Annotated in this window: 16 protein-coding genes and 1 pseudogene; 11 read left to right on the top strand and 6 right to left on the bottom strand. The window is 59.4% G+C overall.

All coding sequences use genetic code 11. From position 1 onward, the window contains the following. Nucleotides 1–108: 108 nt before the first annotated feature. The gene (locus tag ABLV49_RS25240) at nucleotides 109–825 is read right to left on the bottom strand and encodes an isochorismatase family protein (RefSeq protein WP_349283085.1); all 717 of its coding nucleotides are present in this window, start codon (nucleotides 823–825) and stop codon (nucleotides 109–111) included. Nucleotides 826–1072: 247 nt separating this feature from the next. After that, a protein-coding gene (locus ABLV49_RS25235; protein ID WP_349283349.1) for an IS630 family transposase occupies nucleotides 1073–2067 on the bottom strand; the annotation gives its coding sequence in 2 pieces (ribosomal slippage) (nucleotides 1073–1611 and nucleotides 1611–2067; 996 coding nt in all). A gap of 471 nt (nucleotides 2068–2538) precedes the next feature. Between ABLV49_RS25235 and glyA the strand changes: the two genes are divergently transcribed. From glyA to ABLV49_RS25195, 8 genes are all read left to right on the top strand, one after another. Then, nucleotides 2539–3798, top strand: coding sequence for a serine hydroxymethyltransferase (gene glyA, locus ABLV49_RS25230; protein ID WP_349283347.1), 1260 nt, complete (start codon nucleotides 2539–2541; stop codon nucleotides 3796–3798). Nucleotides 3799–3816: 18 nt separating this feature from the next. Further along, nucleotides 3817–5193, top strand: a complete 1377-nt coding sequence (locus ABLV49_RS25225; protein ID WP_349283345.1) for an L-serine ammonia-lyase — start codon at nucleotides 3817–3819, stop codon at nucleotides 5191–5193. Between the two features lie 15 nt (nucleotides 5194–5208). Then, nucleotides 5209–6453, top strand: a complete 1245-nt coding sequence (locus ABLV49_RS25220) for a sarcosine oxidase subunit beta family protein (RefSeq protein ID WP_349283343.1) — start codon at nucleotides 5209–5211, stop codon at nucleotides 6451–6453. Nucleotides 6454–6465: 12 nt separating this feature from the next. After that, the gene (locus ABLV49_RS25215; protein ID WP_349283340.1) at nucleotides 6466–6774 is read left to right on the top strand and encodes a sarcosine oxidase subunit delta; all 309 of its coding nucleotides are present in this window, start codon (nucleotides 6466–6468) and stop codon (nucleotides 6772–6774) included. Further along, a complete protein-coding gene (locus ABLV49_RS25210; RefSeq protein WP_349283338.1) occupies nucleotides 6771–9764 on the top strand; it encodes a sarcosine oxidase subunit alpha family protein in 2994 nt (997 codons plus the stop codon). The genes ABLV49_RS25215 and ABLV49_RS25210 overlap by 4 nt, the downstream gene beginning before the upstream one ends. A 94-nt stretch (nucleotides 9765–9858) precedes the next feature. After that, a complete protein-coding gene (locus ABLV49_RS25205; RefSeq protein WP_349283336.1) occupies nucleotides 9859–10365 on the top strand; it encodes a sarcosine oxidase subunit gamma in 507 nt (168 codons plus the stop codon). Then, entirely contained in the window at nucleotides 10362–10823 is a 462-nt protein-coding gene (locus tag ABLV49_RS25200) for a hypothetical protein (RefSeq protein ID WP_349283334.1), read from the top strand. The genes ABLV49_RS25205 and ABLV49_RS25200 overlap by 4 nt, the downstream gene beginning before the upstream one ends. Further along, complete coding sequence (locus tag ABLV49_RS25195) at nucleotides 10804–11682, top strand: formyltetrahydrofolate deformylase (protein WP_349283332.1); 879 nt, start codon at nucleotides 10804–10806, stop codon at nucleotides 11680–11682. The genes ABLV49_RS25200 and ABLV49_RS25195 overlap by 20 nt, the downstream gene beginning before the upstream one ends. A 78-nt stretch (nucleotides 11683–11760) precedes the next feature. Here ABLV49_RS25195 and ABLV49_RS25190 read toward each other — a convergent pair whose 3' ends face one another. Beyond that, nucleotides 11761–12711, bottom strand: coding sequence for a LysR substrate-binding domain-containing protein (locus ABLV49_RS25190; RefSeq protein WP_349283330.1), 951 nt, complete (start codon nucleotides 12709–12711; stop codon nucleotides 11761–11763). Nucleotides 12712–12830: 119 nt separating this feature from the next. Here ABLV49_RS25190 and ABLV49_RS25185 point away from each other — a divergent pair, with 119 nt between their 5' ends. The 3 genes and pseudogenes from ABLV49_RS25185 to ABLV49_RS25175 form a co-directional block, all read left to right on the top strand. Beyond that, complete coding sequence (locus tag ABLV49_RS25185) at nucleotides 12831–13886, top strand: GlxA family transcriptional regulator (protein WP_349283328.1); 1056 nt, start codon at nucleotides 12831–12833, stop codon at nucleotides 13884–13886. A gap of 5 nt (nucleotides 13887–13891) precedes the next feature. Further along, the gene (fabF, locus tag ABLV49_RS25180) at nucleotides 13892–15136 is read left to right on the top strand and encodes a beta-ketoacyl-ACP synthase II (protein WP_349283326.1); all 1245 of its coding nucleotides are present in this window, start codon (nucleotides 13892–13894) and stop codon (nucleotides 15134–15136) included. A gap of 75 nt (nucleotides 15137–15211) precedes the next feature. Next, nucleotides 15212–15482 (top strand): annotated as a pseudogene (locus ABLV49_RS25175) (IS4 family transposase); the annotation flags it as partial. 312 nt (nucleotides 15483–15794) lie between these two features. Here ABLV49_RS25175 and ABLV49_RS25170 read toward each other — a convergent pair. The 3 genes from ABLV49_RS25170 to ABLV49_RS25160 form a co-directional block, all read right to left on the bottom strand. Next, nucleotides 15795–16613, bottom strand: a complete 819-nt coding sequence (locus ABLV49_RS25170) for an outer membrane protein OmpK (protein ID WP_349283324.1) — start codon at nucleotides 16611–16613, stop codon at nucleotides 15795–15797. A gap of 77 nt (nucleotides 16614–16690) precedes the next feature. Next, nucleotides 16691–18178 (bottom strand): NCS1 family nucleobase:cation symporter-1, encoded by a 1488-nt coding sequence (locus ABLV49_RS25165; protein ID WP_349283322.1) that lies wholly within the window; start codon nucleotides 18176–18178, stop codon nucleotides 16691–16693. A gap of 174 nt (nucleotides 18179–18352) precedes the next feature. Next, nucleotides 18353–20152: a hydantoinase B/oxoprolinase family protein gene (locus ABLV49_RS25160; protein WP_349283320.1), complete on the bottom strand. Its 1800-nt coding sequence runs from the start codon at nucleotides 20150–20152 to the stop codon at nucleotides 18353–18355. Nucleotides 20153–20155: the final 3 nt, after the last annotated feature.

Raw genomic sequence — 20155 nt, 5'->3', positions numbered from 1 at the left:
CGGCCACCACATGGCACATCCTCCCATCGGGGGTACGGGCCTTGAGCGCCAACCCAAAATACGGCGTTTAATCAGAACGATGCGTGCCGCTTCGATTGGCGAACGCGTTCAGGCCGCGAGTTTTTCACCAGCCATCTTGGCCTGGCCGATGCGGTCCAGGTACTGCAGACAGGTCTCGGTGGTCTCGACATCGCCAAACTTCGCGTCAATGTCAAAAAGATTCCACAAGACGGCGCCCGGGACGCGGTCGCCAATGGCTTCCTTGACCGCAATGGTTCTGAATCCATCGGCGAGGCCATCGCAAATAGTCTCGCGCACGCAGGCCGATGCGGTCACGCCGGTCACCAAAATGGTATCGACTCCTGCAGCACGCAAGAAGCCGGCCAGGTAAGTGCCGTGAAAGGCACTGGCGCGCTTTTTGATCAACAGCTGCTCGCCCTCAATGGGCGCAATACGCGAGTCGATCGCCCACAGCTCCGGGTTGCTTTCGGCCACCACGTCCACCGGGATCTTGTTGTGCCACAAACCCATGTCGGTGTGCGGATTGCTGCGGTCTGTGATCTGGTAGCAGGTGGTGACATGAACGACGGGAAAGTCGTACTTGCGAAAGCTCTTCAGCAGGGACTGCATGGACGGAATGATCTGGTCATCGACGTGTTCGCAGGTGAACGGATTGCCCGGACGGGTCCATGCATTGGCCAAGTCGACGCTGATCAGCGCGGGCTTGTTGCCAAAGCCTACGCGACGCTGAAAGCCCCGTTCCTTATAACGGCGCGTAGCCTCTTCGAAGGCGGCTTCCAGCGCTTGCTCAAGTTGTGTGGACATGAATTGCTCCTATGTTTTCGGGGGTTGAATGGTGTTTTTATTCGGTTCATTTCGAACTTCGAACCACGCAACTTTAGGAGTTTGTATGAATAAATTGATATTAAATAAATAATTTTTAATATCAAAATTTACATGATTCACATCGTGAGCATTGTTGAGCGGGCGCACTGGTCGCTGGCGATGCTCAGAATTGAGCGTATCCCGCGATGCCGGGCTTTGATTATTGATCTTTCAGTAATGAATGACATCACCAAAGCGTCGCCTGTTTCCAGCAAGCGGCAATGATGCTGGGCCGCTTCTGGGCGCTCTTGAGCTTGTTGCGCGCCGTGGTTTGCAACTCCTTCAAATTGTTGGGGCAGTAGTTGGCCAAAGCGTGCCGCTTGAGCCAGGCCCACAGGTATTCGACCGGATTGAGATCCGGCGCATAGGGCGGCAAGAATCCGATCTCGATCTGTCCGTCAAGGCTGTCCAGGTACTGGCGCACCAGGACGCTGCGATGGGACTTCAAGCCATCCCAGATCACCAGCAAGGGCCGGGCGATCTGCGCCTTGAGCGCCTTGAGGAATTCCACGATCTCTTCTTTCTTGATGCTGCCCTCGTGCAGGCGGAACATGACGCTGGTGCGCGTCAAAGCCGCGATGGCCGAGACATGGCTCCAGTTGAAGTGAAACTCGATGATGGGCGTGCACCCCTTGGGCGCCCAGGTGCGCACCCGCGTGGGCCGCTCGCTCAGGCCCGACTCGTCGATGAAGACGATCTCGCGCCCCTCGCGCCGGGCCTTTTTTTAAGGGCCGGCCAGGTGCAGCGCTTCCAGGTGCGCACGGCCTTTTCGTCGCGCTCGATGGTGCGCCTCTCGGGCTTTTGCGGGCTACAGCCCAGCGCGCCCAGGATCAGCCAGATATTGGTCAGGCCAAACTTCACGCCGTACAGACGATGAATGAGCACGCCCACGCGCTTGAGTGTCCACAGTTCGGTCTCAAAGCCGTATGCACTGGGCTTTTTCAGCAGCGCGAGCGCCAAGCCTTCAAGCTGCCACGCTTCGAGCCGGGCGGGCCGTCCCGGCGCAGCCATGTCGCGCAGCGCATCAATGCCGCCTTCATCGAGAACTTTTTTCCAGACGTACACCGTTTGCCGGGCCACGCCCGCAGCGTGTGCGACCTCGGTAGGTTTTTTGCCTTTTTGCAGCAGGCGCCTGGCGCGAACGCGCTTTCTTGACACCTCATCCAGTCTCTTTTTTAGCATGGCCGACACCTCCAGGAAGTTCAGCAAAGATTCAATGCATAAGCCTGCTTTTGGTTGTCTTGGGTTCCTGAAAGTTCAATAATGCTTGTGCCTTGAATGGGAGAGAGTGAGGTGAATGAGATTTTCTATCCATGAAATATCGCTTGCGGTGTGGATGACCCATCAAAAATCCGAGGCGCCAACCATTCTGGCATCCGGGGAAAGCGTCGCTTTCGAACCCATTGGCTTGCTACAAGCTGGATGACAAAGTGCGGTGTGGCATGTAGGAAGGCCTGTCAACCGCTGCGTGCAGCCGCACCGACGGCCGTGGTTACTGGTAGTAGCACGCCCTTCAATCATTCGCCTTGATGGCAAAGAAGACAAGATGTCGCAATTTGAATAATGATTGTCGCAATTGGCACGGTGTGGGTTGCACGCGTAAACGAAGATTCAGACATATCGAATCTTCCGATCCACGCAGGAACCGCCCCCATGTTCAGTTACACCGAGCACTCCCTCAACACCGTCGACCCCGATCTGTGGAGCATCATCCAGCGCGAGAACCGCCGGCAGGAAGACCACATTGAACTGATCGCAAGCGAGAACTACACTTCTCCGGCCGTGATGGCCGCACAGGGTAGTCAGCTCACCAACAAGTACGCCGAGGGCTACCCCGGCCGGCGCTACTACGGTGGTTGCGAGTACGTGGACCAGGCCGAACAACTTGCGCTGGACCGCGTGCGCCAACTCTTTGGCGCAGACCGACATGGCTGGGCCGCCAATGTGCAGCCGCACTCGGGTGCGCAAGCCAACGAGGCGGTCTTCATGGCCACGATGAAGCCGGGCGACACCTTCATGGGCATGAGCCTGGCCGAAGGCGGTCACCTGTCGCATGGCATGGCGCTGAACATGAGCGGCAAGTGGTTCAACGTGGTGAGCTACGGGCTCAACGAGAAGGAAGAGATCGACTACGACGCCATGGAGCGCAAGGCGCACGAAAGCCGTCCCAAGATCATCATCGCCGGCGCCTCCGCCTACGCGCTGCACATCGACTTTGAACGCTTCGCAAAAGTCGCCAAGGCCGTCGGCGCGCTGCTGATGGTCGATATGGCGCATTACGCCGGACTGATCGCGGCGGGCCAATACCCTAACCCGATTCCCCATGCCGACATCGTGACGTCCACGACGCACAAAAGCTTGCGAGGCCCGCGTGGCGGCATCATCCTGATGCGTCCGGAACTCGAAAAGGCGATCAACAGCGCCATTTTCCCAGGCCTGCAGGGCGGCCCCCTCATGCATGTGATTGCTGCCAAGGCAGTAGCCTTCAAGGAGGCACTGGCGCCCGAATTCAAGGTCTACCAGCAGCAAGTGGTCAAGAACGCGGTGGCGCTGGCCGAAACGCTGATGCTGCGCGGCCTGCGCATCGTTTCCGGCCGGACCGAAAGTCACGTCATGCTGGTCGATCTGCGCGCCAAGGGCATGACCGGCAAGGCCGCCGAAGCCTTGCTCGGCAACGCGCACATCACTGTCAACAAGAATGCGATCCCGAACGATCCCGAAAAGCCCATGGTGACCAGCGGGGTGCGCCTGGGCTCGCCGGCCATGACCACACGCGGCTTCAAGGAGACCGAGGCACGCCTGGTCGGCAACCTCATCGCTGATCTTCTGGACAAGCCGGGCGACGAAGCCAATATGACGGCGGTGCGCGACCAGGTGGCGGCGCTGGCGCGCGAGTTCCCTGTTTACCGCTGAACAACAAGGCAATTTGCCATGCCACTCAGCACATTCGATCTGTTCAAGATCGGCATTGGACCCAGCAGCTCACACACCGTCGGGCCGATGCGGGCCGCAAGCATGTTTGCGCTCGCCTTGCGTGAAAGCGGCCTATTGACTTGCGTGCATCGGGTCCGCTGCGAGCTGTACGGCTCATTGGGTGCCACCGGCAAAGGCCACGGCAGCGACAAGGCCGTGATGATGGGTCTTGAGGGCGAGGAGCCTGACCTGATCGACCCGGCGGACATCACACCGCGACTTGAGCGAATTCGTCAAGCGCAATCGCTACGGCTGGCGGGCAGGCATGCCATCGTTTTCAACGAGCGTGAGGACCTGCTGTTCAAGCGCCAGACCTTGCCGTTTCACGCCAATGGGATGGTACTCGTCGCCATGAATGCCAACAGCAACCTAGTGATGGAGAAGACCTACTACTCGATCGGCGGTGGCTTTGTCGTCACCCAAGACGCGCTAGGGCAACCGGCGCTGGTACCTGATGCTAGGCAACTCCCCTTTCCATTCTTGTCGGGGGACGAATTGCTGCGGCGTTGCCGCGAGAGCGGTCTGAGCATTGCCCAATTGATGTGGCGTAACGAACTGGTCTGGCGCGAGGGCGATGCCATCCGCCAGGGTCTGCTGCGTATCTGGGACGTCATGCAAGCCTGCGTCAAACGCGGCATCGCTACCGAGGGCACCTTGAGTGGAGGATTCAAGGTCAAGCGCCGGGCCGCCGAGTTGTACCGTGGCCTCACGGCAAACCCTGAAGCCGCTTTGAAAGATCCATTACAGGTGATCGACTGGGTCAACCTGTACGCCTTGGCGGTCAACGAGGAAAACGCAAGCGGCGGGCGTGTCGTCACGGCGCCGACCAATGGCGCTGCCGGCATCGTGCCGGCCGTTTTGCACTACTACACGCGTTTCGTCCCAGGCGCAACCGAGCAGGGGGTGATCGACTTTTTGCTGACCGCCGCTGCGATCGGGATTTTGTACAAGGAAAACGCCTCGATCTCTGGCGCGGAAGTCGGTTGCCAGGGAGAAGTCGGCGTGGCCTGTTCGATGGCAGCCGGCGCGTTGGCGCAAGTCATGGGCGGTACGCCCGAGCAGGTGGAGAACGCTGCCGAGATCGGCATGGAGCATCACCTGGGCCTGACCTGCGATCCGGTGGGCGGGCTGGTCCAGATTCCCTGCATCGAGCGCAACGCGATCGCCTCGGTTAAGGCGATCAACGCTGCGCGCATGGCCCTGCGCGGCGATGGCACCCATTTCGTCAGCCTCGACAACGTCATCAAGACCATGCGCGAAACCGGCGCCGACATGATGACGAAGTACAAGGAAACATCGCGCGGTGGGCTGGCTGTGAATATTGTCGAGTGCTGAAACAAGGAACAAAACATGCAGAAATTTTCAATTTGGTCGTTGCTTCGCAACGCCATGTCCTACCACGAGGGCTGGGAGAAACAGTGGAAGTCGCCCGAGCCACAGCGCGAATACGACGTGGTGGTGGTGGGCGGCGGCGGCCACGGGTTGGCCACCGCGTATTACCTGGCCAAGGAGCATGGCCTGCGCAACATCGCGGTGATCGAGCGCGGCTACCTGGGAGGCGGCAACACGGCGCGCAATACCACCATTGTGCGTTCAAATTACCTGTGGGATGAATCCACGGCGTTGTACGAAAAGTCGATGAAGCTGTGGGAAGGCCTGTCACAAGATATCAACTACAACGTGATGTTCAGCCAGCGCGGCGTTCTGAATCTCGGCCACACCCTGCAGGAGATGCGCGACATCGAGCGCCGCGTCACCGCCAATCGGCTCAACGGGGTCGATGGTGAAGTCGTCACGCCGGCGCAGATCAAGGAAATGATTCCCTACATCAACCTGAACACGCGTTACCCGGTGCTGGGCGCCTCGCTGCAGCGCCGTGGCGGCGTGGCGCGCCACGATGCAGTCGCCTGGGGCTATGCGCGGGCCGCCGACGCCCTGGGCGTAGACATCATTCAGAACTGTGAAGTCACCGGCATCCGCCGCGACAATGGCGCGGTCGTCGGTATCGAAACCGTCAAGGGCTTCATCAAAGCGAAAAAGGTGGCGCTCGTTGCGGCTGGTCATTCCAGCGTGATCGCCAGCATGGCCGACATCCGGCTGCCGATCGAAAGCCGGCCGCTACAGGCACTTGTATCCGAGCCGCTCAAGCCAATCTTTCCGACCGTGTTGATGAGCAACGCAATCCATGCCTACATCAGCCAGTCCGACAAGGGCGATCTGGTCATTGGTGCGGGCGTGGACCAGTACGCCGGCTATGGCCAGCGCGGAAGCTATCACACCATCGAGCACACGCTGCAGGCCATTGTCGAGATGTTCCCGATCTTCTCGCGCGTGCGCATGAACCGCCAATGGGGCGGCATCGTGGACGTCACGCCAGATGCCTGCCCGATCATCGGCCTGACGCCGGTCAAGGGCCTGTACATCAACTGCGGCTGGGGCACTGGCGGCTTCAAGGCCACGCCGGGGTCGGGCTGGGCCATGGCACACACCGTGGCCCAAGATCGACCGCACGCGCTCAATGCATCGCTGTCGCTCGATCGTTTCCACAGCGGCCACCTAATCGACGAACACGGTGCCGCCGGCGTCGCACATTGAGGAAAAAGAACCATGTTGCAAATCAACTGTCCCTGGTGCGGCCTGCGCGCCGAGATTGAATTCACCTGTGGCGGCGAGGGCGGCATCGTTCGCCCCACCGCGACGGAAACCCTGAGCGACGCGCAATGGGGGGACTACGTTTTCATGCGCAAGAACCCCAAAGGCCTGCATCACGAGCAGTGGCGTCACTCGAGCGGCTGCGGCCGCTGGTTCAACGCGCTGCGCGATACGGTGAGCTATAAGTTCGAAGCCGTCTGGAAAATCGGCGAACAGACCCCTGCCGCCGCCGTCAATCATGTTCACACCGGGGAGTTCAAATGAGCGCGCGCCTTTCATCCGGCGGTCGGATCGACCGCCAACACGTCGTGAACTTCACGTTCAACGGCCGCGCCTACCAAGGCTTGGCAGGCGACACCCTGGCCTCAGCGCTGCTCGCAAACGGCGTTTCGCTGGTCGCCCGCAGCTGGAAATACCACCGCCCGCGGGGCATCCTGTCGGCCGGGGTCGAGGAACCCAACGCGCTGGTGCAGCTGTTCAACGGCGCCCGCACCGTGCCCAATGCCCGCATGACCGAAGTCGCGCTGGTCGAGGGCTTGAGCGCGCGCTCGATCCATGCCAGCCCGAGCATCGAGTTCGACGTCAAGGCGGTCAACGGTTGGTTCTCGCGACTGATCCCTGCCGGCTTTTACTACAAGACCTTCATGGCGTCGCAGGCAGCATGGCATTTCTTCGAGAAGCACATTCGCGCGTCGAGCGGTCTGGGCGCTTCGCCCACCGAGCCCGATCCCGACCTTTACGACAAGCGCTTCGCCCATTGCGATGTGCTGGTGGTCGGGGCCGGCATCGCGGGCCTGACTGCGGCCCTTGCCGCCGGCCGTTCAGGCGCGCGCGTCATGCTGTGCGACGAGCAGGCCGAACTGGGCGGCTGGTTGCTGTCGAGCGACGAGACAATCGACCAGTTGCCCGCCACGCAATGGGTGGCGAACACGCTGGCCGAACTGTCGGCCATGCCGGAAGTGACGCTGTTGGCGCGCACCACGGCCTTTGGTTATCTGGATCACGATCTTGTAACACTGGCCGAGCGTCGCGCGGACCATCTGCCAGTCGGTCAGGCCCCGGTTTTTCGGGAGCGGCTGTGGCGGGTGCGTGCCAAGCAAGTGGTGCTGGCCACCGGGGCGCACGAACGGCCGCTGGTCTTCGGCAACAATGACCTGCCCGGCATGATGCTGGCAGGTGCCGTCTCGACCTACTTGCGCCGCTACGCCGTCGTGCCAGGACGCAATGCCGTGGTGTTCACCAACAACGACGCAGGCTACGACGCAGCGCTGGCTCTCAAGAACGCTGGCGCCTCAGTGAAGGTGGTTGACGCTCGCCCCGTTCCCCGAGGTTCGCTGAGCCAGCGCGCCAGGAGCTCCGGTATCGAAATACTCGCCGGCCATGTCATCACTGAAGCACGCGGTGGCAAACGTGTCAGTTCAGTGGTGGTGCAGGCAATCGATGCACAAGAACAGCTGACAGGTGACGCGCGCACGCTGGCTTGCGATCTCGTGGCGATGTCAGGCGGCTTTAGCCCGGTGATCCACCTCCAATGCCAGGCCGGCAGCAAAGCCGTCTGGAACAACACGCTCGCGGCCTTCCTGCCGGGAAAGCCGGCGCAGTCCGAACGCTCGGCCGGAGCGTGCCAGGGCATGCAGACCCTGCACGAATGCACGCACGATGGCTTGGCCGCAGGCCTGGCGGCAGTCCAGGCACTTGGGTTCAAGGTACCGCAGATGGAGGTCGCCAGTGTCGCGACCAGCGATGCTGGTGACCTGCGCGCGCTATGGCTGGTACCGCATGCGCGTGGCGTGAGCCGTGCCCCCAAGCAGTTCGTTGATCTGCAGAACGACGTCGCGGCCTCCGACATTCATCTGGCCATCCGCGAAGGTTTCGAGTCCATTGAGCACGTCAAGCGCTACACGGCAATGGGCTTTGGCACCGACCAGGGAAAGACCGGCAACATCAACGGCATGGGGATCGCCGCACAAGCCATGGGCAAGACGATTCCCCAAGTCGGTACCACCACCTTCCGCCCGAACTACACGCCTGTGACCTTCGGCACGGTGGCGGGACTGGAACTCGGCAACGCCTTCGACCCCATTCGCACCACGGCCATGCATCCCTGGCACGTCAAGCAGGGCGCGCTTTTCGAGGACGTCGGACAATGGAAGCGGCCATGGTATTACCCGAAAAATGGCGAAAACCTGCGCGCCGCTGTCAAACGCGAGACGCTGGCGGTGCGCAACGGCGTCGGCACGCTCGATGGTTCGACTTTGGGCAAGATTGACATCCAGGGACCCGATGCTTCAACGCTGTTGAACTGGATGTACAGCAACGCCTGGTCCAAGCTCGAAATCGGCAAATGCCGCTATGGCTTGATGTTGGACGAAAACGGCATGGTGTTCGATGACGGCGTTACCGTGCGCCTGGGCGAAAATCACTATTTGATGCACACCACCAGTGGAGGTGCGGCGCACGTGCTGGCCTGGATGGAGCGCTGGCTGCAGACTGAATGGCCGCATCTGAAGGTCTACCTGACCAGCGCCACCGACCACTGGTCGACCTCGATCATCGCCGGCCCCAAGAGCCGCCATGTGCTCAAGAAGATTTGCAGCGACATCGACTTCGACGACGCAGCCTTCCCCTTCATGTCCTACCGCGAAGGCACTGTGGCCGGCGTGCCGGCCCGCATCATGCGCATCAGTTTTTCAGGCGAACGTTGTTACGAGGTCAACGTGGCGTCCGCCGAAGGCTTGCAAGTGTGGACGGCCATCCACGCCGCTGGCGCGGAGTTCGACATCACGCCCTACGGTACCGAGACGATGCACGTCCTGCGCGCTGAGAAAGGGTACATCATCATCGGCCAGGATACGGATGGTTCGGTCAGTCCGGGCGACCTCGGTATGGGCGGCCTGGTGACCAAAACCAAGGACTGCCTGGGAAAACGCTCGCTGAGCCGCGCCGACACGCTGCGGCCGGACCGCAAGCAGCTCGTCGGCCTGCTGAGCGAGGATCCGCAGTTTGTCTTGCCCGAGGGCGCGCAGATTCTCAACGAGGCGCCGCTCACAATCCCAGCACCGATGTCGGGTCACGTCACGTCCAGCTACCTGAGTCCGACGCTGGGGCGATCAATCGCCATGGCGCTCATCAAGGGCGGCGCCAGCCGGATGGGTGAGCGTGTGCATGTCTCGATGCGCGACGGTCGAACCGTCACCGCCACCATCGCCAGTCCAGTCTTTCTCGATCCCAAAGCGGAGCGCCAAAATGCTTGAAACTCTAAAACGCACTGCGCTGCCAGGCAACCATGCACCCGCAGCCGTCAATACCCTGTCCGATCGGGCCCTTCTGGCTGGATGGCGCACCGGCTTGTCCATTCTTAACCTGCGTGGCAACGCCGAAGATCCGGCATTTCGGAATGCGGTATTGCGCGCACTGAAGCTGGAGTTGCCTGTTCAGCCTTGTTCAAGCGTGGCCGATCACCTTTATCGGCTTGTATGGGTGGGACCTGACGACTGGTTCGTTGTCGGCCCCAAAGACCAGGCCAGCGCGATCGAGGCGACGCTGCGCGGCGAACTGGCCGGCACGCACCACGCCGTGACCGACGTCAGCGGCGGCTATACCGTTTTGCACCTGAGCGGACGACCTGTGCGAGAGGTACTGGCCCAGGGCTGCCCGCTGGACCTGCACCCGCGGGTTTTCAAACCCGGTTCGAGCGCTGGCTCACTCTTTTTCAAGGCGTCGATGTGGCTGTGGCAGACAGACGTTGCGCCCACCTACGAGGTACTGGTGCGCAGCAGCTTCATGGGCTACTTCTGGCTGATGCTTGAGCGCAGCACGCAAGAGTGCGGGCTGGTCACACGGCGTTTCCAGTGAACGCCACCTGGACCGTCAAGGTCGAGCGGATGCAAATTCGTCTGCCGGTAGGCATTTACGCCGATGAGCTCGAGCCTCAGACGGTCTGGGTCAGCCTGATGGCCGACGGGGTGGCCAGCGCATCGCCGCAGTTCCTCGACCAGTGCTTCGATTACGAGCCACTTTGCCATTGGCTCACCAACGTGTGGCCGCGCACGCCACATACCCCCCTGCTGGAGACGCGCATCAACGAGTTACTCGGCTTTGTGTTCGGTATGGATGAACGCCTGGAGACGGCATGGGTCGGCCTCTACAAACAGCGCATGAGCGGCCAGGCTGTCGCGGTTGGTATCGAGCGGCGCGTGACTCGGGCCGAATTTTTTACCGAGCAGCAAACAGCGGCTTTGCCCGTAACACAGCCCGTCGCCAAGTTGTCAAAAAAACATGAAAGGAACCCCCATGCAGCTATCTTGTCCTAACCCGGTTCGCTATGTCTTGACCCTCGCTGCCGCCAGTGCGCGTGGGCAGGTGGCGGCGCTCAGCGCCCTGCTCGAGCGACACGATGCCTACATTGAGGAGTTCGCGATATTTGACGATGTGTTGGTGTCTCGCTTTTACGTGCGTGCCGTATTTCGTCTGGACAATGCCGGTTCGGCTGAGCTCGGTTTCCTACGCGAAGCCTACGGCAAGCTCATTGCCAGATTCGACCAGGCCGAGGGGGCCATCCACGAACTGAGCCGCCCGACACGCGTGCTGATCATGGTGTCCAAAGCCGACCATTGCCTGCGCAATCTGCTGGACCAATGGCGGCGCCGCGAGCTGAACATGGATGTGGTCGCGGTGGTCTCGAATCACGCCGACCTCGGTCCGATCGTGCAGGCTGAAGGCCTGCCGTTCTACCATCTTCCGATTACGGCGGCTACCAAGCCGCAACAGGAGGCCGCGCTGCTGAGTTGTATCCAGCAACATGGTGCGGAACTGGTGGTGCTGGCCCGGTACATGCAGGTTCTGTCTGAAGACCTGTGCCAGACGCTGGCCGGGCGCGTCATCAATATCCACCATTCCTTTTTGCCAGGCTTCAAGGGCGCGCGCCCTTACGAGCAGGCGCACGCGCGCGGCGTCAAGCTGATCGGCGCCACGGCGCACTTTGCAACCAGTGACCTGGACGAAGGCCCCATCATCGAGCAGTCGCTTGAGCGGGTGGACCATGCCTTTAGCCCGGAACAACTGCTGAGCACCGGACGCGATGTCGAGTGCCTAGCCCTTGGGCGTGCGCTGCGCTACGTGCTGGAATACCGGGTGTTCATCAACGGGCTGCGCACGGTAGTGTTGAGATAACTTTTTTATCCAGTGTCACAAATTTATCCGTAGCTGATGAGATGTTCCCAAAGCAGTCATCAAAAACAACGATATAAATTACTTGCGTGGTCGCAATGTTGGGCCGCTGCCTGAATTCGCTAAAACGAAATCACCAAACCGTTTCAAAGCGCCTGACTGATTGTCTGTGGCCCAGATGGCATAGGTCGGGATGTAGTCGGTCACATCCACCAATGGTTTCACAATGACACCATCACGCTTCCAATTGCGCGCGCAGCCGGCAAATATGCTAACTCCCACTCCTGCTGCAACCATCCCCAAGATCCCGCCCGTGCTGCTAGTTTCTTGCACGATGTTTGGAAAGAACCCTCGTGAGTAGCACACTGGTAACAGCAAACTGCGAAATCCACCGAAACCATCTTCAGTACCCAATACGAATGGTTCCTTGGCCATATCAGACAGTCGCAATCTGGGCTGCTTTGCCAATGGATGCAAATCAGGAAGCAAAGCCACGTAGTCGTTCAGATCCACCAACACATTTTTGACCTTTGGACTGTCCAGTTGGCCAATCACAAAACCGACGTCTATCAAGCCTTCCAACAGTGCTGCCTTCTGCTTGACACTGGGGTTGTACTCAAGGTCCATTACATCGTTCGGAAATTTGGAACGAAACCCCTTGAGTAGCCACGGCAGCGAACCGTGGATCGCAAAATCCATATATCCGATACGAATGCGGCCAACCCGTCCTATGGCAGCATCCTGAGCACCAGTTACGGCGCGTTCCAAATGCCCCAATGCCAGCCTGCATTCAGCCGAAAACACTTCACCGGCTGCGGTCAGTGCAACGCGGCGCGTGGACCGCTCCAGAAGAGAAACGCCCAATGCCTCTTCCAGGGCGTGAATGGTACGGCTCAATGCGGGCTGACTGGTGTGAAGTCGCGCGGCGGCCCGACCGAAGTGCAAGTCTTCCGCCACAAACAAAAATGCCCGCGCAGCGCGAACATCAAAGGTGGGACGACGTATCTCGTCCGATGGTGTGGATGTTTTCATTTATAACATATAGTATATTAATATGATAATAATTGATATCTAATTCAATGGTTTTTCTAGCTAGCATGGTGTGTTGCAGCGTTGATGCCCTTCCCTGCATTGCGCAAAGGAACACCTGAATGCATAAGCTATCCAAACCCGAAATACGGTTGACCCGCACAGCAGCCCTGGCGCGCACAGAAATGGCAAAGAAGAAATTGTCGATAGGATTCATTCTTTGCCCAAATTTCACCCTGCTGGCATTTTCAGGCTTTGTTGACACGTTGCGACTGGCTGCGGATGAGGGCGATGGCAGTCGCCAGATTGGCTGTAGCTGGTCGATCATGAGCCCTGATGGGTTACCCATTCGCGCCAGTTGCGGCGTACAAGTTTCACCAACCTTGGCACTGGTGCAACCCCAGCAGTTTGACTACATCGTGGTGGTCGGTGGAGTACTCGATGGACGCGACATCCACGTTGGCCTGAAGGACTATCTGCGCGAAGCAGATCGTCTGTCCGTTCCCCTGATCGCTGTCTGCACCGGTTGCTTTGTGCTGGCCAAACTGGGGCTATTCGAGGGCCGCAGGTGTTGCGTCAGCTGGTTCCATATCGTCGAATTCATGCATCGGCACCCTGAAGTTCAGAGCACCTGTGAAGAGCTCTTCGTGATTGACCGTGACCGGATCAGCTGCGCGGGTGGCGCCAGCGTGATGCATTTGGCGGCCCACTTGGTGGATCAACACTGCGGCCCGAGCCTGGCCAGCAAGGCTTTGCGGATCATGATCGAAGGAGAACGCAGAACTCCAATTGCGCTGCAGCCGCAGCCGCTGTGCGGTGTAAAGGCCAGCGACTTCCGGGTGCGAAAAGCCATGCTGCTGATGGAGCGCACATTGAGTGAGGCTGTCTCTATGGAGTTCATCGCCCTGCATGTGGGCGTTAGCAGACGGCAGCTTGAACGCTTGTTCAAACTTCAGCTGAACCAAACGCCGTCGGAATTCCAAAGAATGCTGCGACTCAAGACTGCGCACGAACTGCTGGCCAACTGCGACGAATCCGTTGCCGACATTGCGTTGCAGTGCGGATTTACCAACAGCTCTCACTTTTCCGCCAGCTTTCGGGCGAAGTTCGGGCGAAGCCCCTCCTTCGCCCGCGCACGCACGGAAAACACTAAAACCTATTTACACATGGATCTCTGACCACTATGAACAATCGTCAACGCAGGGTGGTTATCACCGGACTTGGATGTGTATCGCCCATTGGGAATTCGGTCGAGGCGCTTTGGCAGGCGCTGCAACAGGGCAGATCGGGAGTTGCCGGAATCACACGCTTCGACGCCGCTGGCCTGGCCACGCAATTCGCCGCCGAGGTCAAGGGCTTTGATTCCGGGAGCTATCTTTCCACCAAGGAATCCAGACACATGGACCTGTTTATCCAGTTTGGCATTGGTGCTGGCGAGCAGGCCATCATGGACAGCGGCTTGAGCGTGAACCAGGAAAATGCCGACCGTATCGGCGTGCTAGTGGGCTCAGGCATAGGCGGCCTGCCCTTAATCGAGCGGACACAGCGCGACGCCATGCACCGCGGATATCACAGAATAAGTCCGTTCTTCATTCCCGGAACCATCGTGAACATGGTCGCCGGGCATTTGTCGATCCGGCACGGCTTTAGAGGCCCCAACCTGGCCATGGCAACGGCTTGTTCCACTGGTCTGCACTGCATAGGCATGGCGGCAAGGCTGATTCAGTATGGGGACGCGGATGTCATGGTCGCGGGCGGTTCGGAGTCGACAATTTCTCCCCTGGGCATTGGCGGATTCAACGCCGCCCGTGCGCTGTCCACCCGTAACGCCGACCCGCAAACGGCTTCGCGCCCCTGGGATCTGGACCGAGATGGTTTTGTCATGGGTGAAGGGGCCGGTGTCTTGGTTTTAGAGGAGTATGAGCATGCAACCCGGCGTGGAGCAACCATTTACGCTGAACTGTTGGGATTCGCTGCCAACAGCGATGCACACCATATCACCGCCCCGCTGGAAGATGGTGCAGGCGCCATGCGCTGCATGCAGGCCGCATTGAAGGACGCCCAAGTAGCGCCTGAACAGGTTGATTACATCAATGCCCATGGAACTTCAACAGGCTTAGGCGATATTGCCGAGACCGTCGCCATCAAGCGCACCTTTGGCGATCACGCCAGGAAGTTGATCGTCAATTCCACCAAATCAATGACTGGACACCTGCTCGGTGGCGCAGGCGGGCTGGAATCAGTGATCACTGTACTGGCCATACGCCACCAAATATCTCCTCCAACCACCAATATCTTCACGCCGGATCCTGCATGCGATCTGGACTACTGTGCAAATCTTGCGAGAGACGTGCCGATTGGAATCGCGCTCAAGAATTCTTTTGGCTTTGGCGGCACCAACGGCACGTTGGTATTCAAACGCCTTTGACTTGGCGTTGCCGCCGACCGCTGCAGCAGCAGGCCTTCGCGCCGTGTCCTCATGCCGGCCGGCGTTCGGTGCCGTGCCCAGGACAATCTCTCGGCGCTGTATGCGCTTCTCTGGAACGCCGAACTCGATCAGCGCAACCTCAAGACCACCAAGGGCATGGACGTGCTGAGTTGACAGACGCAGTAGATGAACGACAAACAGCTGTAGGTCCATTTACCGGTCTACAACGTTATCCGGCTGCTATGGCGCAGGCCGGCAGCAATGCAGCCAGGACCTGCATGCACTGAGCCTCAAACACACCGTGCAAGTGTGGACGGCGTGGGTCTCGAGAGAGCTGTTGGCAACGAATTACTCACTGAATATCATGGGACTTCTCCTTCCAAAACAGTTGCAGATTGATTTTTCAACACGCCAATCTTGGCACTTGATGCCGTTATCTGGAAGTGGGAAGCCCCTTGGATATTCAGTTACTCAGACGAGTAAAATTTAGGCGAATACAAATTCCATGGAAACCTCAATGGAATAGGGCACTCATGTCGCACGTATTACGGACTTCTGCATATCTAGCAAATGGCAGATGCCAGAGTTGTTGAAAAAGGCTGACAGGCCGTCACCATGAAACCCATCAACCCGCTTCACGATGACGACTGCGTTTCGCTCAGAACTTGACACCCACCCAGAGGTTGGCAAAGTGTTCGTTCAAACCTGCCATGCCGAATTTGTTGTGCCAGTATTGGTATTCGGTGCCAACGTAGACAGCGTCTTTGCGACCGAAGAAATTGCCCACATCAAGACGCAACTGCGGCTGGCACAAGGTCTGCCGTGACGTACCCTGTCCGCGCGAACCGATGAAGTCGCAAAATCCGGTGAATGCAAATTGGGCGCTCCCGAGGCTGAACGGTACATTCCAGACCGGCGTGATCTGCATCGTCGGACTCAGATTTCCGGGGTTACCCAGGAAATGCGACCGATCGTCGTAGCGAAGCACATCGACGCTGAGAAATTTGAAGCCAGGAACATCCAGGTCCAGCGTGAGCCCGTATAACAACACGCGCGTGCCGGCGCCGTCGGTGGCGGCCCCGGCGTTGACTCCGGCAGTGACGTTCACATCTTTGACCGGCCCGAAACTCATTTGCTTGCCGGTCACCTTGCTCAGGCTCAGGTAATGGTAGTACTCGCCATAGAAGTTGTTCGTTCGGGGCGCATTCCCCGACGATGGCCAATACGAGTCGACGAAAAAGTAATTCCTGCCATAAGCGTAGCCACTGGCATGCTCGAGTGTGACTGTCGTCTTGCTTACATTTTCTGGGTTTCCAGGGTCGCGAAAGCCGGTGCCATGGTAGATCTGCGCATTCGTCTCGCTCCAATCCGCCGCGCAGGCGTTTTGAATCGGAGTAAGTAACGATGCGATCAGAACAGCGCCGAGCGCGGCAAATCGGCTTCGAGTCTTCGTCTGTGTTGCTGCAGGTTGAGTCATCTGGTTGTCCCTTTAAATTGGTTGCTTGTGTATGAAAATGGGTATCTGGATCAGTTCTTCTGTCAACGTCAAGCCCCTCAGGCGAAGGCCACCAGCCGTGCCACACGTCGCCGCTCCTTCGACATCAGAGGCATGTAGACCACTACCGACAGGAAGACACCGACGAACCAGGCGTAGTTGTAAATTTCCTTGAAGACGTCGGGCACCCCACCAAAGGCCGATGGAAAGGCCGTTGCGAGGAAGCCTGGCACATTGGGTGCCACGGCCACGGCCAGTGCGATCAGCGCGGCAGGGTTCCAGCCGTTGCGGTAGGCGTACTGGCCTTTGATGTCGTAGAGCGCTTTCACATCAATGCGGGCGCCGCGCACCAGCCAGTAGTCGGCAATCATGATGCCCAGCAGAGGACCCAGCAGCGCGCCGTAACCACCGAGCCAGGTGAAGATGTAGCCTTGCGAAGACTCGATGAGCTTCCATGGCATCATCACCACGCCGATGACCGCAGTGATGTAGCCGCCACGAGCGAAATTCACCCTGCGCGGAAAGATGGCGGCGAAGTCATAAGCTGGTCCCACCACATTGGCAGCGAGATTGACGCACAGGGTGTCAATGGTGATGATGGCCAGGCCAATGGCGACTGCAATGCCTTCCATTCGGCCGGCCAGGTCCACCGGGTCCCAGATTGCCTGCCCGTAAATCGTGACCGTCGCGGAAGTGACGGCCACGCTGACAAAGGCCAGCAGACCCATGGGAACCGGCAACCCGATGGACTGGCCAAGCATCTGGTCTTTCTGGCTACGCGCAAAGCGCGTGAAGTCCGGTATGTTCATGGCCAGCGTAGACCAGAAGCCGACCATGGCAGTGAACGATGGCCAGAACACGGCCCAGAATTTGCCTTCCAGCTTGCCGCCGGCAATGAATTGTGAGGGGGCGCTCAAGAGATCACCAAATCCGTTGGCCCGGTTGTAAGCCCATGCCAGAAGCGCCACCACGATGATGACCTTGATCGGTGCGGTAATGCTTTCAATCCAGCGGATCGACTCAGGACCGCGGGCTATAAAGTACAGGTGCATGGCCCAGAAGACCATGAAGCTGCACAGCTGCCCGACATCAATTCCCACCCAGCTGATCTTGGCGCCAATCAGGGCGCCACCGGTGGCAATATTGCCGATCGCATAAATGGCACTACCGCCCACCCAACACTGAATACCAAACCAGCCGCAGGCGACGAGGGCGCGCATAAACGCTGGCAATTTGGCGCCTTTCACACCAAAGGAGGTGCGAATAAGTACTGCAAAGGGAATGGCAAACTTTGCGCCCGCATGACCGTTGAGCAACATGGGTACCAGGACCACGGCATTGCCCGCCAAAACGATGGCGGCCGCCTGTAAGGCGGAGAACCCCTGGTCAATCAGCCCTGCGGCCAGCATGTAGCAGGGGATGCACATGACCATGCCTATCCAGAGCGAAACATAGTGGTAGGCGGTCCAGGTGCGGTGACTGGGGTCGGTCGGAGCGAGGTCTTCGTTCCAAAGCTCGGGCGAGCGGGTTTCAGCTGCGATGGCCATTGGTTCTCTCTTTCGTTGTTTTGCGCGGTGTCCCAATGACCCTGGGCGCGGGTGGATGAAGTCAAACGGGTAATGACACGGACGCGGGCGGGACGCACGTGTCCGTGCGCCGTACCTTTGCGGTACGGCGTGAACTCAGCGAGTGGTCAGCGGGGGAAGAAGTGCGGGCTGCTGTCAGCTGCTCGACAGTGCAGCGCTTTGCTTGTGCTGTTCGCGCATGGCGGCGCGCAGCGTCCGGGTTGCCGGGTCATCGACCTGCAAGTCGGCGTCGAGGACGACGCCATAGGTTTCGCGCGCCCGCTCAGGGGTGCAAAACTCGTCCAGCACGTCCTCGGCCACCTTTTCTGCCGGCCGGTCCAGTGGGTCACCGTAACCACCGCCGCAAGGTGCGTAGTAGCTCATGCCGCCTCCCGCAGCGACCGCCAGGTTGGAAAACTTGGCGTAGGTCGGTTCAACATGGCCCCGTGCATCGAATATCTCCACTTTGCCGACTGCCCCTTCAGTGCCGCCGAACGCGCCCCAAGGAATGTCGTGATGGCGTTCGGACTCGTGCGTGACAAAGCCATCGGTCAACATGCGCTGAGTTTTGACCACACCAATGCCGCCCCGGAACTGGCCGGCGCCGGGCATGACATCGTCACGCAACTCGTAGCGGTCGCAGATCATGGGCAGGTGCATGCCTAGATCTTCAATCGGGTTATTGCGGGTGTTGGCCATCAAGTTGTCAATCGAGTCCGGCCCATCCGAGCAGGGGCGACCGCCATAAGCGCCTTCGTTGACCTCCAGAAACACCCAGTAGTCGCCGTCTTTCTGCAGACCAGAATAAGCAGCAAAAGACAAGGTCGCGGAATTGCCGGCGGTGGTGCGCTGCGGCAGCACCGGTGACAGGGCGCGAATGATCAGGTCGATCATGCGGTTGCACTGGGTAAATCGTGCTTCGGCCGCAGCCGGATAGATCGGGTTGAAGATGGAACCCAAGGGCGCTGTGACCTTGATCGGCCTGAATGAGCCCTCGTTGGGCGGCATCTTCACATCCATCAGTGCGGAGTCGGTCAGCATGGCGCGAAAGGCGCAGTAGCAGGCTGGCTTAGTCGAGCCCTCAAACGGCACGTTGAAGGCAGTGGCTACCTGGTCGGCCGATCCGGTCAGGTCCACTTCCACGCTGTCGCCGGTCACGCGCACGCAGACCTTGATGGGCAGGCGCTTGTCGCGGTTACGGCCGTCGTCGTCGAGAAAGCCTTCAGCAAAATATTCACCATCCGGAATCTCGCGGATCCTGGCGCGCATCAGCGACTCGGTATAGGACATCAACTGCTCTGATGCGCCGAAAATTGTCTCGCTACCATAACTGTCCAGTAGTTCCTGAAAGCGCCGCGCACCAAGCTGGGCGGATGCGATCTGCGCATCGATGTCGTCCTTGGTCTGCTTGGCGGTGCGGCTGTTGTGCGAGATGAACTGCCAGAGCCCTTCGTTGCGCTGGCCTTTTTCATAGAGCTTGATACCGGCAAACAGCATGCCTTCGGCAAACACGTCCGGCACGTCGATGATCAGGCCCGGCGTTGCCGCGCCTATGTCCACGTGGTGGGCCGTGTTGGCAGCGTAGGCCACCAGCTTTCCGCGCCAGAAGATAGGCACCACAATGCACAGGTCGGGGCTGTGGCTGGCGCCATAGTAGGGATGGTTGTGGATGACCACGTCGCCCTCGTTCCAGCTACCTCCTTGCAGGCACTTGGAGATGCCGCGCAGGTAGCCCGGAATGGAGCCGATATGCAGCGGCGAACCCTCGGACTCGGTCATGGTGTTGAAGTCGAGATCGAAGAGCCCGGCACCGATGTCTTGCGACTCGCGGATGATGGAAGAAAAAGACATGCGGTACAGCACATGGCCCATTTCCTCTGCGATGGTGTAGAGCGCACCGCTGATCACTTGCAGCGTGATGGGATCGACGGGCGGTTTGTTGGATGGGGTTTGCATCAA

Source organism: Polaromonas hydrogenivorans (genome assembly GCF_040105105.1).
Classification (GTDB): Bacteria; Pseudomonadota; Gammaproteobacteria; order Burkholderiales; family Burkholderiaceae_C; genus Polaromonas; species Polaromonas hydrogenivorans.
The sequence above is the reverse complement of the archived record's forward strand: the minus strand, read 5'-3'. Positions and strand labels throughout refer to the sequence as shown.

Bases quoted from the DNA above. Each gene is read 5' to 3' on its own strand.
- ABLV49_RS25195 (WP_349283332.1), top strand. From the start codon at position 10,804: ATGCAGCTATCTTGTCCTAACCCGGTTCGCTATGTCTTGACCCTCGCT.
- ABLV49_RS25225 (WP_349283345.1), top strand. From the start codon at position 3,817: ATGCCACTCAGCACATTCGATCTGTTCAAGATCGGCATTGGACCCAGC.
- ABLV49_RS25220 (WP_349283343.1), top strand. From the start codon at position 5,209: ATGCAGAAATTTTCAATTTGGTCGTTGCTTCGCAACGCCATGTCCTAC.
- ABLV49_RS25215 (WP_349283340.1), top strand. From the start codon at position 6,466: ATGTTGCAAATCAACTGTCCCTGGTGCGGCCTGCGCGCCGAGATTGAA.
- ABLV49_RS25185 (WP_349283328.1), top strand. From the start codon at position 12,831: ATGCATAAGCTATCCAAACCCGAAATACGGTTGACCCGCACAGCAGCC.
- fabF (WP_349283326.1), top strand. From the start codon at position 13,892: ATGAACAATCGTCAACGCAGGGTGGTTATCACCGGACTTGGATGTGTA.
- glyA (WP_349283347.1), top strand. From the start codon at position 2,539: ATGTTCAGTTACACCGAGCACTCCCTCAACACCGTCGACCCCGATCTG.
- ABLV49_RS25170 (WP_349283324.1), bottom strand. From the start codon at position 16,613: ATGACTCAACCTGCAGCAACACAGACGAAGACTCGAAGCCGATTTGCC.
- ABLV49_RS25165 (WP_349283322.1), bottom strand. From the start codon at position 18,178: ATGGCCATCGCAGCTGAAACCCGCTCGCCCGAGCTTTGGAACGAAGAC.
- ABLV49_RS25240 (WP_349283085.1), bottom strand. From the start codon at position 825: ATGTCCACACAACTTGAGCAAGCGCTGGAAGCCGCCTTCGAAGAGGCT.
- ABLV49_RS25210 (WP_349283338.1), top strand. From the start codon at position 6,771: ATGAGCGCGCGCCTTTCATCCGGCGGTCGGATCGACCGCCAACACGTC.
- ABLV49_RS25160 (WP_349283320.1), bottom strand. From the start codon at position 20,152: ATGCAAACCCCATCCAACAAACCGCCCGTCGATCCCATCACGCTGCAA.
- ABLV49_RS25190 (WP_349283330.1), bottom strand. From the start codon at position 12,711: ATGAAAACATCCACACCATCGGACGAGATACGTCGTCCCACCTTTGAT.